Annotated in this window: 10 protein-coding genes and 2 pseudogenes; 4 read left to right on the forward strand and 8 right to left on the reverse strand. The window is 70.9% G+C overall.

Features of this window, described 5'->3' with window-relative positions; translation table 11 throughout:
- Nucleotides 1–80: 80 nt before the first annotated feature.
- Entirely contained in the window at nucleotides 81–1,787 is a 1,707-nt protein-coding gene (locus tag ACIRR9_RS22210) for a carbohydrate binding domain-containing protein (protein WP_403754381.1), read from the forward strand.
- A 72-nt stretch (nucleotides 1,788–1,859) separates the two neighbouring features.
- On the opposite strand, the gene ACIRR9_RS22215 is transcribed toward ACIRR9_RS22210, so the two are convergent.
- From ACIRR9_RS22215 to ACIRR9_RS22245, 7 genes are all read right to left on the reverse strand, one after another.
- Nucleotides 1,860–5,159 carry a lectin gene (locus tag ACIRR9_RS22215; RefSeq protein ID WP_403754384.1) on the reverse strand — a complete coding sequence of 1,100 codons (3,300 nt, stop codon included), beginning with the start codon at nucleotides 5,157–5,159 and terminating at the stop codon, nucleotides 1,860–1,862.
- A gap of 677 nt (nucleotides 5,160–5,836) precedes the next feature.
- On the reverse strand, nucleotides 5,837–8,776 hold the full coding sequence (locus ACIRR9_RS22220) for a hypothetical protein (RefSeq protein WP_403754387.1): 2,940 nt from the start codon (nucleotides 8,774–8,776) through the stop codon (nucleotides 5,837–5,839).
- A gap of 2 nt (nucleotides 8,777–8,778) precedes the next feature.
- Nucleotides 8,779–10,626, reverse strand: a complete 1,848-nt coding sequence (locus ACIRR9_RS22225; RefSeq protein ID WP_403754390.1) for an HSP90 family protein — start codon at nucleotides 10,624–10,626, stop codon at nucleotides 8,779–8,781.
- A gap of 43 nt (nucleotides 10,627–10,669) precedes the next feature.
- A complete protein-coding gene (locus tag ACIRR9_RS22230) occupies nucleotides 10,670–11,656 on the reverse strand; it encodes a hypothetical protein (RefSeq protein ID WP_403754393.1) in 987 nt (328 codons plus the stop codon).
- Nucleotides 11,657–11,878: 222 nt separating this feature from the next.
- Complete coding sequence (locus ACIRR9_RS22235) at nucleotides 11,879–12,493, reverse strand: class I SAM-dependent methyltransferase (RefSeq protein WP_403754396.1); 615 nt, start codon at nucleotides 12,491–12,493, stop codon at nucleotides 11,879–11,881.
- A gap of 139 nt (nucleotides 12,494–12,632) precedes the next feature.
- Entirely contained in the window at nucleotides 12,633–13,106 is a 474-nt protein-coding gene (locus ACIRR9_RS22240) for a hypothetical protein (protein ID WP_403754399.1), read from the reverse strand.
- A 14-nt stretch (nucleotides 13,107–13,120) separates the two neighbouring features.
- Nucleotides 13,121–13,264 (reverse strand): hypothetical protein, encoded by a 144-nt coding sequence (locus ACIRR9_RS22245; protein WP_403754402.1) that lies wholly within the window; start codon nucleotides 13,262–13,264, stop codon nucleotides 13,121–13,123.
- Here ACIRR9_RS22245 and ACIRR9_RS22250 point away from each other — a divergent pair.
- Nucleotides 13,264–13,572, forward strand: a complete 309-nt coding sequence (locus ACIRR9_RS22250) for a hypothetical protein (protein WP_403754405.1) — start codon at nucleotides 13,264–13,266, stop codon at nucleotides 13,570–13,572. The genes ACIRR9_RS22245 and ACIRR9_RS22250 overlap by 1 nt on opposite strands.
- A 212-nt stretch (nucleotides 13,573–13,784) precedes the next feature.
- Nucleotides 13,785–13,919 (forward strand): annotated as a pseudogene (locus tag ACIRR9_RS22255) (site-specific integrase); the annotation flags it as partial.
- 119 nt (nucleotides 13,920–14,038) lie between these two features.
- On the opposite strand, the pseudogene ACIRR9_RS22260 reads toward ACIRR9_RS22255, so the two are convergent.
- Nucleotides 14,039–14,200 (reverse strand): annotated as a pseudogene (locus ACIRR9_RS22260) (IS5/IS1182 family transposase); the annotation flags it as partial.
- A 412-nt stretch (nucleotides 14,201–14,612) separates the two neighbouring features.
- Here ACIRR9_RS22260 and ACIRR9_RS22265 point away from each other — a divergent pair.
- Nucleotides 14,613–15,818: an Ig-like domain-containing protein gene (locus ACIRR9_RS22265; RefSeq protein WP_403754408.1), complete on the forward strand. Its 1,206-nt coding sequence runs from the start codon at nucleotides 14,613–14,615 to the stop codon at nucleotides 15,816–15,818.
- Nucleotides 15,819–15,941 lie beyond the last annotated feature (123 nt).

Consider the following 15,941-nt stretch of genomic DNA (forward strand, 5'->3'; position numbering starts at 1 on the left):
CGGCGCTTTGGTATGTACCAACCGCACCGGCCCACCCCCCACCTCTCCGCCCCGATGGGCATCCCGAAAGGGCCAATGTCATGCACCTGGCAAGATTCGCGGCTTCCGCGTGTGCCCTCGCGCTCACGGCCACCGGTGTCGCCGTCGCGCTGGCCCCCGCCGGCAGCGCCGCGGCGGGCAGCGTCTACTCCGTGGCTCCCTACGTCGACATGTCGAACAGTCAGGAAGGACTGCTCGACACCGCCGTCACCGGACACGGGCTCAAGGCCTACACCGCGGCCTTCGTGCTCGGCGAGGGCTGCACCCAGATCTGGGGCGACACGCTCCCCATCGGCAACGACTCCTACACCGACCCCGAGATCGCCAGGGCGAAGTCCGAGGGCGCGTCCGTCATCGTCTCCTCCGGCGGAGCCAGCGGCGAGCCGCTCGCCTGGACGTGCTCCACCCAGAGCAGCATCGACGCCGGATACCAGGCCATCATCAACGACTACGGCGTCACCCAGCTCGACTTCGACGTCGAGGGCGCCGCGATCGCGGACACCGCGGCCGCGGCCCGCCAGATGCAGGCGATGAAGGACCTCAAGGCGTCCAACCCGAACCTGCAGTTCTCCATGACCCTGCCGGTGCTGACGAGCGGCCTGACCGGCGACGGCGTCAACATCCTCAAGGCCGCGAAGAACGCGGGCATCAAGATCGACGTGGTCAACATCATGACCATGGACTACTACGCCGGCACCGGCACCGAGATGGGCCAGGCCGCCCTCTCCGCGGCCCGGGCCACGCTGGCCCAGATGCAGTCCGTCGACTCCGGCTACACCTATGCCAACCTCGGGATCACCCCGATGATCGGCAAGAACGACGACGGCTCCACCTTCACGCTCGCGGACGCCCAGACGGTGGAGAGCTTCGCCGCGCAGAACAGCGTCGGGCGGCTGGCGTTCTGGTCGGCCAACCGGGACCAGCCGTGCAGCGGCAGCGCCAACTCGCTGTCCACGTGCAGTGAGATCAGCCAGAACAGTCTCGCGTTCACCGACGCCTTCGTGCCCTACGAGGGCAGCTCGGGCGGCGGCGGAGGCACCACCACCGACTTCTCCCTCGCCCTGTCCCCGGGCAGTGCCTCGGTGGCCCAGGGCGGTTCGGCGACGGCGGCCGTCTCCACCGCCGTCACCGCCGGCAGCGCGGAATCCGTCAGCCTCGCCGCCTCCGGTGCGCCGTCCGGTGTGAGCGTCTCCTTCAGCCCCGCCTCCGTGACGTCCGGCGGCAGTTCGACACTGACCGCGGCCGTCGGCTCGTCCGTGGCCGCGGGCAGCTATCCGATCACCGTCACCGGCACCGCCGCGAGCGGCAGCCACAGCGCGACCTACACGCTCACCGTCACCACCAGTGGCGGCGGAGGCGGCGGCGGGGGCTCGCTCACCAACGCGGGCTTCGAGAACGGCAGTCTGAGCCCCTGGACCTGCACGGGCGGCAGCTCGGTGGTGTCCAGCCCGGTCCACAGCGGCAGCCACAGCCTTCAGGTCACCCCGAGCTCCAGCAGCACCGGCGAATGCGACCAGACAGTCACCCTGTCCCCCAACCACACCTACACACTGAGCGGTTGGGTGCAGGGACCGTACGCGTACATCGGCGTCTCGGGCGGCGCCAGTGCGAGCACCTGGTCCAACAGCACGAGCTGGAACCAGCTGACGGTGAGCTTCACCACCGGCAGCAGCGGATCGGTCACGGTCTTCGTCCACGGCTGGTACGGCCAGTCCGACGTCTACGCCGACGACTTCAGCCTGAGCTGAGGTACCGCATCGGCATGGAGCAGGGCCGGTTCCCGGGCGTGAACCCGGGAACCGGCCCTGCTCGTCCGTCCGTTACTGACCGAAGCCGTAGGCGAACAGGTGGTCGGTGCCCGACGAGCCGGTCACCGGCAGCGTGACCGAGGCCACCTGCTTGGACGGGTCCAGCGGGACCTTCGTGGCGAAGACGTAGGTCTTCACGCCGTCCCGGCCCCCGCTGCCCGTGTTCCGGTAGGCCGTGGTGACGGCCGTCGTGTCACCCGCCATCGGCTGCCTGGAACCGCCGTTGAGCGTCCAGTCCGAGAAGCCGACCGTCGCCTTCGAGGTGGTGCCGTCGGTGTAGGTGACGGTCACCGTGCCCGAGACCCCGCTGCCGTCGGTCGGCGCGTTGGCCGCCGCGCCCAGCAGACCCAGCGACGCGCCCGAGGTGCCGGCCGGCATCGGGATGGTCTGGCCGGCCATCTCCAGGTTGTCCGGCTGACCGGACGTCACCGTCGGCCAGGGGTAGGAGATGCCGTCGACCGTGAGGGTGGAGCCGCTGATGACGCCCGCCGCCGACAGCGCGCTCTGCGAGTACGCCCAGCCGCCGTCGTCGAAGCCGCCCGAGAAGCCGGTGCCGTCGGGGTAGATGCCCTCGTTGGTGTCGTACGGCCACAGCGCGCCGGCCTTGGCGACGGCCACGCGGAGGGTCGCTCCGGGCAGTGCCGCACCGGTGCTGTGGTCGGTCAGCGCGAAGGTGACCGGGAAGCTCCCCTCGTCCGTGCCGGCCGTGACGTGGACCTTCGCCTCGGCGCTGCCCGAGGCGGGGACGGTCAGCGAGCCGGACGTCGTGTCCGGTGTGACGCCGGAGGGCGCCGTCGCCCTCCAGTCGACCGTGACGGCCGTACTGCCGAGGTTGGTGAGGTCGAGGGTGGCGTCACCGGCCGCGCCGGGCTGGAGGACCAGACCGTCGCCGGAGGGGCCGGTCGCGGCCAGCACCCGGCCGCCGCCCGTGGTGTCCGACGGCGGCACCGCCGACGGGCCGGAGGCCCAGGAGGTGTTCGGCTGGGTGCCGAGCGTGTAGTCGAGCGTGCCCGCTCCCCTGAACTGCTGGTACGTCAGCCAGGAGGCGTTCCACGCCTTGCCCTTGACGTTCAGGGACTGCACGTACGGCGCGTCGGGCGCGGCCTGCGGCGCGTTGATCCGCACCGTCTTGCCGCCGAGGCTCACCTGGGCCGCCGGGAACGCCGGGCTGCCGAGCACCAGGGTGTCCGTGCCCGGGGTCTCCGGGTACATGCCGAGCTCGGACCAGACGTACCAGGAGCTCATGGCACCGAGGTCGTCGTTGCCGAACGAGCCGACCGGGGCGTTGAAGTACAGGTCGTGCTGGGCCGCGCGGACCGCCGCCTGGGTCTTCCACGGCTGGCCGGTGTAGTCGTACTCCCAGGGGATCTCCACGCTGGGCTCGTTGCTCAGGTCGGCATCGGTGCTGCCGGGACGGGTGATGTCGTCGAGCAGGCTGTCCAGGTAGGACGAGTACGCCTTGGCACCGCCGCGTGCCTGGATGAGCTGCTTCAGGTTGAACGGGACCATGGGGGTGTACTGGGCGGAGGTGCCCTCCACGAACCCGTTGGAGGTGCCGGGGGCGAAACCGCCCACGAACTGGCCGTCCTTGTTCTTGCCGTGCATGTAACCGGTCTGCGGGTCGAAGACGTTCATCCAGTCCTGGGCGCGGGTGGCGAACTTCTCGTAGACGGCCGTCTTCCCCAGGGACTTGGCGAAGGCGGCGAGGGCGTAGTCGGCGGAGTCGTACTCCAGCTGGGTGGAGACCGGGCCGTAGAAGTTGCAGCAGCCGTAGTCGTTCTCGTCCAGCGGGAGATAGCCCTTGGCATCCCGCACCGACTCGCCCGGGCGGTCGTTGTTCGGGACGGTCGCCTCGTGCTGGAGGGCCGCGAGGGCCTTGCCCGTGTCGAAGCCTCGCGCGCCGAAGGCGTAGGCGTCGGTGATGATGCCGGCGGCCGGGTCACCGACCATCACATAGCTCTCGCCGTTGTTCGAGGCCCACTTGGGCAGCAGGCCCGTCTGGTCGTAGCCGTTGAGCATCGAGGTGACGACATCGCTCGCGACCTTGGGCTCGACCATCGCCATCAGCTGGGTCTGGGAGCGGTAGGTGTCCCAGCCGGAGTAGTTGGCGTACTGGGCCTGCTGGCCCTTGGCCAGCTTGTGGACCTGGTTGTCCATGCCCATGTACTGGCCGTTGTCGTCCGAGAAGACGTTCGGGTGCAGCAGCGCGTGGTAGAGCGCGGTGTAGAACTGCGTCTGCTGGTCGGCTGAGCCGCCGCCCACCTGGATGTTCTTCAGTACGGCGTTCCAGGCGTCGTGGTTGGCCTGCTCCACGGCGCCGATGTTCCAGTTCCTGATCTCGGCGTTGAGGTTGCCCGCCGCGTTGGCGTCACTCGTGTACGAGATACCGACCTTGGCCGTCACCTTGGGGCTGACGGAGGTGTCGAAGGTCAGGTACATGCCGTTCGCACCGGTCGTGGGAGGCTGGGCGGCCGTGGCGCTCGGTGCGGACGAGGCAGTGCCGGAGGCCTTGGCTCCGCTCCCGTGGATCGTCGGGGACGGCTTCGCCGGGACGGTGAAGTGCTTCTCCTTCAGCGGCGCCGACCCGGACTTCCGCGGAGCCGGCCGGACCTTTCCCGCCTTCAGTGACGTCGCGTCGGGGTTGATGGTGCTGCCGACCCAGGTGCCGCTCGCCGTGAACGGCCGGTCGAACTTGATGTCGAAGTGCAGTGTGTACCTGTTGCTCGCGCCGCAGAAGTGACCGCTGTCGATCGCGCCGCTGATCTCCTTGCTGTTCACCACCTGGACGCGGGTGCCGTCCACCTGGGTGGCGCCCCCGCTGAGCTTGAACAGCAGGTTCGCCTGCTGACCGGCGGGGAAGGTGAAGGTGCCCAGCCCGGCGCGGGTGGTGTCGGTCAGTTCGGTCCTGACCCCGTTCGCGTCGGTGACCTTGTAGGCGCCGATGCCGGCCTGTTCGCCGGCGTGGCTGAAGCCGACGGACGTGGTGCCGAGGTCGCCCGACAGGGCGCCGGTCACGGGCAGGACGGGCAGGTCGCCCGCGACGGGGCAGCCGGGTCCGGACACGTGGGTGAGGCTGAAGCCGGAGATCTTCTTGTCGTTGTACTCGTAGCCGCCGCCGTCAGGGCGGTCGGGCGTCGTGTCGGGCCCCCACTGCACCATGCCGGCCGGCATGTCGGGGCCGGGGAAGGTGTCCACCGCACCGGAGGTGCCGATGAGGGGGTTGACGAGGGACGCGGGGTCCTTCACCAGGGGCGGCGTCGCGGTGCTCGCGGCCTGGGCGCTTCCGATCGCCGGAAGCGGAAGGACTGCCATGCCCAGGACACAGATCACGGCGAGGCGTCGGCGGAATCTCGCGCGGTCGGGTGGTGCGGCTGAACGTCGGGGTCTCACCATCGGTTGCCTCCGCAGCAGTTCGTGCTTCGCACATCAGGTGTCGGCGCGCCGAGAAACACCGGAATGCCGGCGACAGGCAACGGTTCCGGTCGCTTCCACGGCCTGACAACGTTGCCATGCACGAGTGTTGAGTGAAACGTGTGTGCTTGCGACATGTCAACGAGGCCAACAGGACTTTTTGATTGCGAAGTTCACGGACGGGACCGGACGGGCCCCGGCGGCCACGCCCCGGCCGGCCGTCCGGGCGGCCCCGCACCGCCGCGGACGCGGACCGCTCCCGGTACGGGACCGGCCGAAAGCCGTGCCGAACCCCGGTGTTCCTCGCGGAGCCACGGTTCTTCGGCACGGGCTCCTGACGCACCGCCGCCACGGGCATGTGCCGCCCCGGTCACGCGAGAGGAACCGTACCCGGCCGGAGTCGTGCTTCGCGGTTGTGACGTGCCCTCATGTTCACCGGGCACCGGGCATCGTGGCGGCACGGGCCCGGCACAGTCCGGTGCCGGCCGGACGGGATGCACGCCCGGCCGGCACCGGACTGCGCCCGAGCGCGGCACCGGTCGTGCCCAGGGGCGGCACGGGGCCGCGCCCGCGGGCGATCACTTCTCGTCGCGCAGCCGGGCCGCCAGGGAGGTCAGCGGGCCGGTCTCCTCGGTGTGGCCCAGGGCGGTGAGGCGGGAGACCGCGCCGTCGAGGCGGGTGAGGGCGGGGGCGGTGCGTTCCAGGTACCGGCCCTCCACGACGGCCGCCAGACGGACGCACTCGGCCCACTCCCCGGCCTGGTCCTCGCCGGGGCCCGGTTCGCCGAGCAGGGTGAGGGCCTGGTCCAGAGCGGCCAGGGCCGTCTCGTACTCACCGGCGTAGGCGTTGACCCGTCCGTGTTCGAAGGCAAGGGCGCTGTCCAGGGAGCGGCCGCGGGCCTCGTACCCCGCGGCGCGGGCCTCGTCGGCGACCGTGCCCGCGTCGGCGAGCAGGGCCAGGGCGTCGGCCAGGCCCTCGGCCCCCTGCCGTTCCGCCTGGAGGCGGGCGAGTTCGCGCAGGCAACTGCTGAGCTGCTCGTGGCGCGGGGCCAGGGCGTGGGCGGCGAGGGCCTGGTCCGCGGCCTCGCGGGCCCGGCCGAACTCGCCGGACTCGGCGAGGAGTACGGCGGTCTCCGCGGCGATCACGGCGTGGCTCCCGGGGTCGTCGTCCCAGCCGGCCGACTCGGCCGCGAGGGCGGCGAACTCCGCCGTGGCGGCTTTGAGGTCCTCCCCCGCGTGCAGTGCGCGGGCGCGGTGCATGCGCAGCTGGGCGACGAGCCGGTCGTCCAGCTCTCCGGCGGCGACGTCCGGTTCGGCCAGGAGGGAGTCGAGCAGCGCGATGCAGTCCTCGACGCGGCCCAGTTCGAGGCTGAGCTGGGCCGCGTTGCTGTAGGTGCAGAACGCGTCCGTCCGGCTGCCGTGGCGCAGTTCCAGCTCCGCGGAGCGCGTCAGGTGCCGCAGTGCCTCGTCTGGGCGGCCCAGGTGGATACAGGCCTGGGCCAGATCACCGTGGACGCGGGCGCCGGCGCCGGTGCCGGAGGGCCAGTCGGCGAGCAGCCGCAGGCTCTCGGTCAGGTCGGCGTACGCGTCCTGCGCGTTCCTGAGGCCGAGCCGGATCCGGCCGCGCAGGGCGAGCGTGCGGGGCAGGTGCCAGGCGGGGCCGTGCTCCTTCAGCCGGTCCAGGAGGGCGTCGGTCTCGGTGACCGCGGCGGGCAGGTCGCCGGAGACGGCGTATGTGCTGGCCCGCAGCAGCAGAGCGCCGGAGACCTGTCCGGCGATGTCGTGCCGGGTGGCGAAGTCGAGCAGCAGGTCCACCTCGGCGAACACCGGGGCGACGGCCTCCTCGTCCCTCGACGTCTGCAGCCGCAGGCCGAGCGCGGTGGCCCGCAGCCGCAGCAGGCGGGCCTCCTGGTACGGGGCCAGGCCGGGCGTCTCCTCGTGCAGCCGGACGAGGGCCGCGTGGGCGGCGGTCAGCGCGGCGGCCTTCGCGTCGGCTCCGTCGGTGTCCTCCCCGGGGATGTCGCCCGTGGGCAGCACGGCGCAGGCGCGGGAGAGCGCGGCGTGCCCCGGCGCTCCGGCCTCCTCGTACAGGCTCGCCGCCTCCTTGTGCAGGGCGACGGCCGCGGCGTACTCGTCCTTCTCGGCCGCCCGGCCCGCCTCGTCCTCCAGCAGGTCCGCACGGAGCAGTACCAGCGGTCCCACGGCCGGGTCGTCGGGGTGGACGTAGTCGGGGGCGGCGACGAGGGTGCGCAGCCGGGCCCAGCAGGCCGTCGCGTCCAGGTGCCCCTGCTCGTCCAACGCCCTCGCCCGGAGGATGAGTTCCGTCAGCGACTCGGGGATGTCGGCGGCCGTGCGGGCGGCGGGTGCGGCAGCCGGGGCGGCCGGGGCCACGTCGTCGAGACCGCGGGCGCGCAGGGTCAGTTCCAGTGCGTCCAGGAGCGGGGCGCGGTCGAGGCGGGCGCTGCGCCGGTCGGTGTGGGCCGTGGTTCCGTTGCGGGCGTCGAACCGGGCGGCGAGGTCGTCGGCGCGGCCGCGCACCTCGGCGCGCAGGCCGGTCACCGTCCAGGAGCGGCCCGCGTATCCGGCGGCGGGCAGACCGCCGTGCCCGAGGGCTTCGACGCGCTGGAGGAGTACCTCCACACCGGTGAGGAAGCTGAGCAGGTCCAGCGGTGATTCGACCTCGTCGAACAGGTTCCGGTTCTCGGCGAGGAGTTCCAGGCCGCGTGCCTCGTTGCCGGTGAGCGCGCAGAACTCCAGGTGCCGGCCGATCTCGCCGGACATCGAGGGGTTGCGGCGGCAGGCGCGGTAACCGGTGAGGTGCAGTTCGCGGGCACGGTCGGTGCGGCCGGTGCGCAGCAGAGGGAGCAGCGCGTAGGAGACGGAGCGGGCGGGCTCCTCCTGGCAGGACTCCTTCCCGGCCAGGACGGGCTCCCAGGTGCGCAGTGCCCGTTCGTCGTCGCCCGCCGCGAGATGGTGCACGGCGCGCACGCAGATCTCGCAGGCCTCGCAGTCGCTGAGCCGGGTACGGGTGCGTCCCGCCCACAGCTCGAAGGCCAGGTCGGTCTCCTCACCGACGTGGGCGGCGAGGCGGTACGCCTCTCCGTAGTAGGGCTGGAGTTCGAGACCGGCCTTCTCGTACCGGTCACGCATCTCGGTCAGCCACTGGCGCAGGCTGGCCAGGGGCATCTCGGGCAGGGCGACCAGAGCGCCCGCGACCCACTTGAACCGCCAGAACAGCGTGTGCCGCAGCCGCTCGTCGAAGACGTCGGGCTGCTCGTCGAAGAGGGTGAGCACGCGGGCGAAGACGACGGGCGCCTTCCTGGGTTCGGAACCGTAGTTGTACGCCTTCTGGAGTGCGAGGAGCGCGTGCACGAGCGGGCGGGGCTCCGCGAACTGCTCGGCGGACTCGACCAGTTCCTCGGCCGTGACGGTGCGGGTACGGCCGTAGGGTCGCCGGTCGTTCTCCTGGAGCGCCTCGTACAGCTCGTCCGTGTTCTGGGGATGGGGTGCGATGGGCATCGTCAGCTGTCCTTGCGCAGGGCGTGGGCGAGGAGGTCGAGGAAGGAGCGGTTGATGAGGCTCGACTCGGCGGGCCTGAGCGGGCGCCGGGACAGCAGCGCGGCCTGTCCGTAGAGGGCTTCGGCGCTGGTGCGGGCCAGTTCGGGCGCGTCGATGGTCACCGCGGTACGGACCAGCGGATTGAGCTGGTTGAGGATCAGCTGGGCCCGCGGGGCCTCCTGGTGCAGATGGCCGAGGATGTCGCCCCACACGCCGCCCTGCTGTTCGCGGGCGAGTTGGGAGCGGGTGCGCTCGTGCCGGGCCTCGCGGCTGTCGAGGAGGAGGGCGGGGGCGGAGGCGGGCTGGAAGGTGCGCAGCGCGACATCGCAGTCGAACACGGCGAGGGCGTCGCGGGCCTGGGCGAGGTAGGCCGCCGCGGCCAGTTCCGTCTCCCGGTCGACGGGGTCGAGGTGGGCGGTGAGCGTGGCCGGGTCGAGGTCGGCGACACTCACCTCCGGCCTGATCTCCGGTAGCCGGTGGACCAGTTCGCGGTCGTAGGTGTAGCCGCCGTTGACGACGCCGAGCCCGGCGGCCGCGGCGATCGCGGCGACCTGCCGGAACTCCTCCACGCTGGAGGTCACGAGCACGGTGCGGTGGGTGCGCGCGAACTCGTCGAGCGTGGCGTGTCCGTCGGTGGTCTCGAACGGCAGCCACGGCAGCAGCATCCGCAGGATCTCGTCGTCGTGCACGGCGAGGGACTTCACGGCCAGGTGGTGGGTCTGGAGGAAGCGGCCGAGAAGGTCGGGGTCACTGGCGGCGGTCCGGGCGATCCAGGCGCGCAGCCGTTCGGCGAGGGCGTCCCGGACCGCGGCCAGGGTGCCGTCCTCGTACAGGGACTCGCGGGACGCCGTCGGGCGCAGGCTCTCGGCGTCGACGACGCAGCGGACGAAGAACGCCCACTCGGGCAGGATCTCCTCGGCCTGCTCGGACAGCAGCATGCCTTTGACGTGCACGCGGTGACCGTGGCGGCGCCCGGCCGGCACCGCCTCGGGGAGCACGCAGGCGATGCCCTTCAACCCCACGGCCGGCAGGTCCAGTTCGATGGTGTCCAGCGGCGTGAACCCGAAGACCTCCTCGCCGTACGCGGCCAGTGCCCGGGAGCGGGCTCCCGGCGAGGGGTAGGTGCGCGACCAGGGCGCGGGCTCGGGGTTGACGGCTGTGCCGGGGCCGCCCGTGCCTGCGTCGAAGGTGACCGGGTGCCGCAGCAGGGAGCCGAAGTGCCGTGCCAACGCCTGTACTTCGACCGGCCGCGTCCACTGGCCCGCGTCGGAGCGCGGTGTCAGGGTGACAGTGGTGCCGGGCCGGGGGCGGGCGGAGGCGGGCAGGGTGCGCACGGAGTAGCTGCCGTCGCCACGTCCCCGCCACTCCACGGCGGGGGCGCCGGGGGTGCGGGCGGAACGGCTCACTACATGGATCTCGTCCGCGACCAGGAAGCAGGAGAGCAGTCCGATGCCGAACTGGCCGATGAAGTCGGCCCGTTGCTCGGCGATCTTCTCGGCGCGCTTGCTGCTGCGGCCGATCGTGGCGAGGAAGGTGTGCACGTCGGCCTCGGTGAGACCGACGCCGTCGTCCTCCACACGTACCACCGAACCGTCGGCGTACAGGCGGATGCCGAACGCGTCGGCGGGGGCGTCCGGTTCGAGGCTGTGTCGCGCGGTCAGCGCGTCCACGGCGTTCTGCAGGAGTTCGCGCAGGTAGACGCGGGGGCTGGAGTAGAGGTGGTGGGAGAGGAGGTCGACGAGGCCGCGCAGATCCACCTGGAAGGTGCGGTCGGCGCCGGCCGGGCTCGAAGGGGTGTCGGGCAGAGTCATCGGGCAGTCCGGGGTGAGGTGGGCGGCGGGCGGGGTGGCGGGGTCAGGCGTTGCGCCGGGCGCGGGCGTACATCTGTTCCGGCCGCCCCATGTACCTCCAGGGCCACGGGGTGTAGGCGCCGCCCAGCTCACGGAAGACACGCGGCAGCGCGATCCGTTCGGAGGCCAGGGACAGGGCCATGGCGAACATGTTGAAGTCCTGCTGCCAGCCCGGGCGGCGCACATAGGCGGGGTGGAGGACGCTGCGCTCGGCCGCGTCCAGCAACTCGTCCTGGATCTCGGGGGTGATGAGGCAGTTCTTGCGGTCGGACTCGACCCAGTCCTCGATGTGCGCCATGGCGATCACACAGCCGAGTCGATCGCCGTCGGGCACTCCGGCGAACGCCTCACGGGCGAACGCCAGGGCCGCACCGGGCTCGCCGTTCCACCGCGGCTGCAGATGCGACACCCATTCGACATGGGTCTCCAGATCCAGCGGGTCGCGGCGCAGAGCGGCGTCGAGCCGGGTCTCGTTGACGACGGGGCCCAGCGACATGCCCCGGCCGGAGGTGAGCAGTCGGCGCCACGGCGTGAGCCATTCCGGCCGCAGCTCGGCCGCCTCCAGCAGCTGCTCCTCGGCGATGCGGAGCCGCTCGCCGAAGACCCGCCACTGCTCCCGCGTGACGTCGACGGCACGGGCGCGGGTGCGCGCCTCCCAGCCCCAGACGATGTGACGCGCCCCGGATATCAGCAGGGCCGTCGCCCGGTGCTCCTTGTCCTCCTCGACGGCGCGGCCGATCCAGTCCTGCACACCGTCCAGCTCGGCCAGCTCGCCGAGGACCTGATCGTCGCGGCCGAGATCGAAAGGGCCCAGCGCCGCCTTGACCGCCGTCCAGTCACCCGCCGAGGCCGCCTCCACCAGCGCGAGCACCCGCCTGTCCCCGAGCGCGCGCAGCGTGTACATCCGGTTCGGCAGCAGGCGCGGGGCGGGAAGTGCGTGCGGATCCGCCGCCGGTCTCTCCCCGCCTCTGCCGAACAGCTTGTCGAACATGCCGCGCCCTCCCCAGGTTCCGCGTGATCTTCGGATGCAGCATAGGCGGCCCCACCGACAGTTCATCCACAGGTTTTCCACCGCTGGTTCACGGGGCCGGTCCCGCCCGTGCCGCGCGGGATCCACGGGGCGCTCCGGCTCCCGGTGGCGGGATCCGGTCCCCCGGCGAGGCCGCTCGCGGACCACCCGCAGAGGCCACCGGCCGCCCGACGGGCGCAGCGGTCAGGACAGCGACCGGCGGTGGACGCTGACGGCGTAGCCGCCGCCGTCGTACGGTTCGGCGTCCCAGCCGGCGAAGCGGTCGACGAGAGTGAGGCCGGCCGCGGCGCAGCAGTCGTCGTACTCCGGCAGGGTGATGCCGGGCGGCACGGGCAGATGCGCTTCGTCCAGGCCGAAGCCGGCGACCAGCAGACCGCCCGGGCGCAGGGCGGCGGCCAGGCGGCCGACCACCGTGGCCTCGGTGCCGGACGCGAGCAACGGGAAGATGTTGCCCGCGGCGACCACGAGATCGAAGTCGGCCGCGACACCCAGCAGACGGGGCTCGAATTCGGCCAGATCGGCCTGGAACCAGGGCAGCCCTGGCGCCTCCTTCCGCGCCATCGCCAGCATCGACGCGTCGAGATCCACCCCGACGCAGTCGTACCCGAGTTCCGTGAGCCGGATCATGACCCGTCCGGTACCGCACCCGGCGTCCAGCACCCGCGCTCCGGCAGGCACGAGCGCCGCGCAGAACCGCGCCTCGCCGTGCACGTCCTTCCCACTGCGGGCCAGAGCCGCGAACCGTGCAGCGTAGTCCTGCCCGGACGTCCCCCCGGTCAACTCCTGCCAACGGCTCATGACGCCAACTGTAGATCGACCGTGTGCGATTGCACCCAGCCAGGTCAGGCAGGGTGTCCGCGCTCAGGCACGCTTCGCGCGGCCACAGGTCTCCCGCACGCCTCCCGTCCATGTAGACCTTGTAGCGCCGCAGTTGCGCCTAGCTCTCCGCCTCATCCCGATCTGCCGAAATTTCTGCGGTATCGCCTGCCCTGCCGGGAACAGGCATGGAAACCGCAGAGACGTCGGACTTCGCACCCCTGAAGCGCCTGGGCAGCAAGAAGCGCGGTCCGCCGAAGAAGCCTATGGACAGCTGCGCAAGAATCCCGGCGAAGAAGACGGCCAGTCCGAGAACTGCGACCCCCAGGGCGACTGGGTTCTCCTTGGCCGTACTCCCCGCCGGGGGCAGCCATGCTCCGCCGAGCAGCAGGAGGGTCAGACCACTCAGGCAGGCGGCGTTGAGCACAGAGGCGTGCTCAAGCCTGCGCTGGGCGTCAGGCCCGAAAAGCCTCGCCAGAGCCATCGGCGATGAGGGCGCCGCCGGGTCGTCCCAGTGGCGGACGACTCGCGTCCAGGACTGCGCGGAGAGCACGGCAAAGGCAGCGGCCCCAGCGAGCGCCAGCGAGGATGCCACGGTCAGAACCAGCCTCAGATATCCGAAAAAATATTGTTCGTCACCTTGCTGGTGACGAACCCCGCAGCCAAGCCTCCGGCCGCTCCTTTGATGACCGTACCCTCAGGACCGGCGAAAGAACCGATAATCGCTCCGGTTTCGACACCGGACTCCGTCATTGCGGCCACCCGCTACGACCGCTACGGACCTGACCCCGCAGGCGGCCACACAGTCGGCTCGTCCCGCCCACACCTACTTCGTCGAACGTTACGAACGCGAGCGCGCGCAGTTCGCCGAGGGATTCCACGACGAGTCGACCCGCAGCAGGCTGCGCGAGGGCGTCAGCTCCGAGAGTGCCGCGTCCCTCTTCCACGCCGCGCTCAACGGGCTGCGGTTGCATCGGGTGCTCGACCAAGACCTCGACATCGCCGGACCCGTCACCGACTTCGTACGCCTGCTCTTCGACCACGGCCGAGCCGACGACTGAACGGATCGTCGCCCGGCCCGCCTCGGGGCGCCTATGGGATACCGGCCACGGTCAGGGCTGGTTGCCGAGCCGCGCGCGCCGCACGATCTGGAGGTACTCGTGCAAGGCATCGCGGGCGGCCTGGGGGTCGCCTTCACGAGGGAGCACGAGGGTTCGGGCCGGCAGGGCGGCAGGGCGGCAGCTACGTCTGCACACGGCCGGATGGACACGCGATCGAACCAGCGCCTCTCGCCCGGCACTTCAACGCCCTACTCCGCGAGGCAAACCTGCGGCCGGTCCGGTTCCACGACCTCCGCCGCTCGACCGCGACACTCCTTCCGGAACAGGGCGTCGAACTCGTCGTCATCGAGGAGGTTGTGGGCCACGCCCACATCGGCGTGACCGCCACGGTCTACGCGCACGTCCGGCTCCGCCTCCAGCGCCGCGGTCGCCGACTACGTCGACATCCACTGAGCTTTTTCCATCCTCAGCTTGAACTGGCCAGATGGAGAGTGAGCACGGCTTGGACGAGGCTCGTGATCCGGGTCGTCGAGCAGCGCAGCTTGTGGAGGAGTCGCCCGCACTTGAAGGTGGCAATCGCTTGTTCGACCAGTGGCCGGACCTTGGCCTGGGACCGGTTGACGGCCGTCAAAATGCGCGGGCGGGCGTCCCGAGCGGCCGGAGCCGCAGTGGAGAGCCACCGCGGAACGGAGCTCGGTCTGATCGCGACTCGCCCCCGGCTGCGGCCGTTGCCCCAGAAGCCTGGGCTGTTGCCTGTGACCGGCGCCACGCCCATCGCAGCACCCCCACCATGGCCCGCGCCGAGCGGCGAAAGCAGATCGACCACGCGCCGTCCGGCCGCCGAGCAGGGCCTGGGTGAAGCTCTCGGGACGCGTGGAATTCGCCACAATTGGCTCCCTTCAGGGCAGATCAATGGTTAAAAATAGTTCTTTAGTCCAAATTGTCACCTCTCCGGTGACCAGCTCCAGAGATTTCAACGACCAGCGGCATGGGAGAAGCGTTTGATCACGCTAAGTAAGCGACACACCGGACTGACGGCTATGACCGGCGTACTCGGCGGCGTACTCGCGCTCACAGCCCTCGGCGGCACCAGCAACGCCGCCACCGGCGGCGACGCCGCCGCCGGGAATCAGCCGACATCGCATGCGCAGGCAGATCAGGCGGGCACCCAGGACGCTTCCGACGCCCGAATAAAGATCACGCCCGGACAAGGTGCCTACGGCGTCGGAATCAACGACCCCGTCAACGTCACGGTCAGCAACGGCACGCTCACCAAGGTGACCATGACCGCCGTCGCGACCGGTGCCGAGATTCCCGGCACCCTGTCCGCCGACGGCACGTCCTGGAAGCCGGACGGCCGGCTGGAGCGGGCCGCCAGATACCAGGTCGCCGCAGATGCGGTGGACGCCAGTGGCCGCTCCGTGACCGGGAACGCCACGATCACCACGGTCTCCCCGGCCAACGACTTCATCGGGCACCTCTCCCCCGAGGACGGCTCGACCGTCGGCGTGGGCATGCCGGTGTCGATCTCCTTCGCCAAGGCGATCAGCAACAAGGCCACCGTGGAGTCGGAGATCCAGGTCAGCTCCAGCAGCGGGCAGCAGGTCGTCGGTCACTGGTTCAACGACAACCGCCTGGACTTCCGCCCCGAGAACTACTGGAAGCCCGGCTCCACCGTCACCGTCAAGCTCACCCGTCAGGGCATCCAGAAGACGGTCACGTTCAAGATCGGCCGCAGCCAGATCAGCACGGTCGACGCCAGGACGAAGCAGATGACCGTCGTACGAGACGGCAAGACGATCAAGACCATCCCGATCTCGTCCGGCAGCGCCGAGCACCCGACGTACAACGGCCGGATGGTCATCTCCGAGAAGTTCGGGCAGACCCACATGAACGGTGCGAGCGTCGGCCTCACGAAGAAGGACGGCAAGCCCGCGTACGACATCGACGACGTACCGCACGCCATGCGCCTGACCTCCTCGGGCACCTTCATCCACGGCAACTACTGGGGTGCCGACTCGATCTTCGGCAAGGCCAACACCAGCCACGGCTGCGTGGGCCTGAAGGACGTCAAGGGCGGCGGCGACGGCAGGCAGCCGGCCGCGTGGTTCTTCGACAACTCGATGGTCGGTGACGTCGTGATCGTCAAGAACTCCGCGGACAAGGCCGCGTTGGCCCCTGACAACGGCCTCAGCGACTGGAACATGCCGTGGACCGAGTGGGTCTCGGGCGGCGCGACCGGCTGACACCGCGTCACTCCACGCACAGGAACCTGAATCCCTTCCGCCGGGCGGGGGGGGCGCCCCCGCCGCCCACGACGGTGAAGCCCTTGGACTCGACGAGAGCCTGGGCGACCGCCCTGGTGCCCT

Origin of the sequence: Streptomyces sp. NPDC101234 (assembly GCF_044767525.1) — a bacterium.
GTDB classification, from domain to species: Bacteria; Actinomycetota; Actinomycetes; order Streptomycetales; family Streptomycetaceae; genus Streptomyces; species Streptomyces sasae.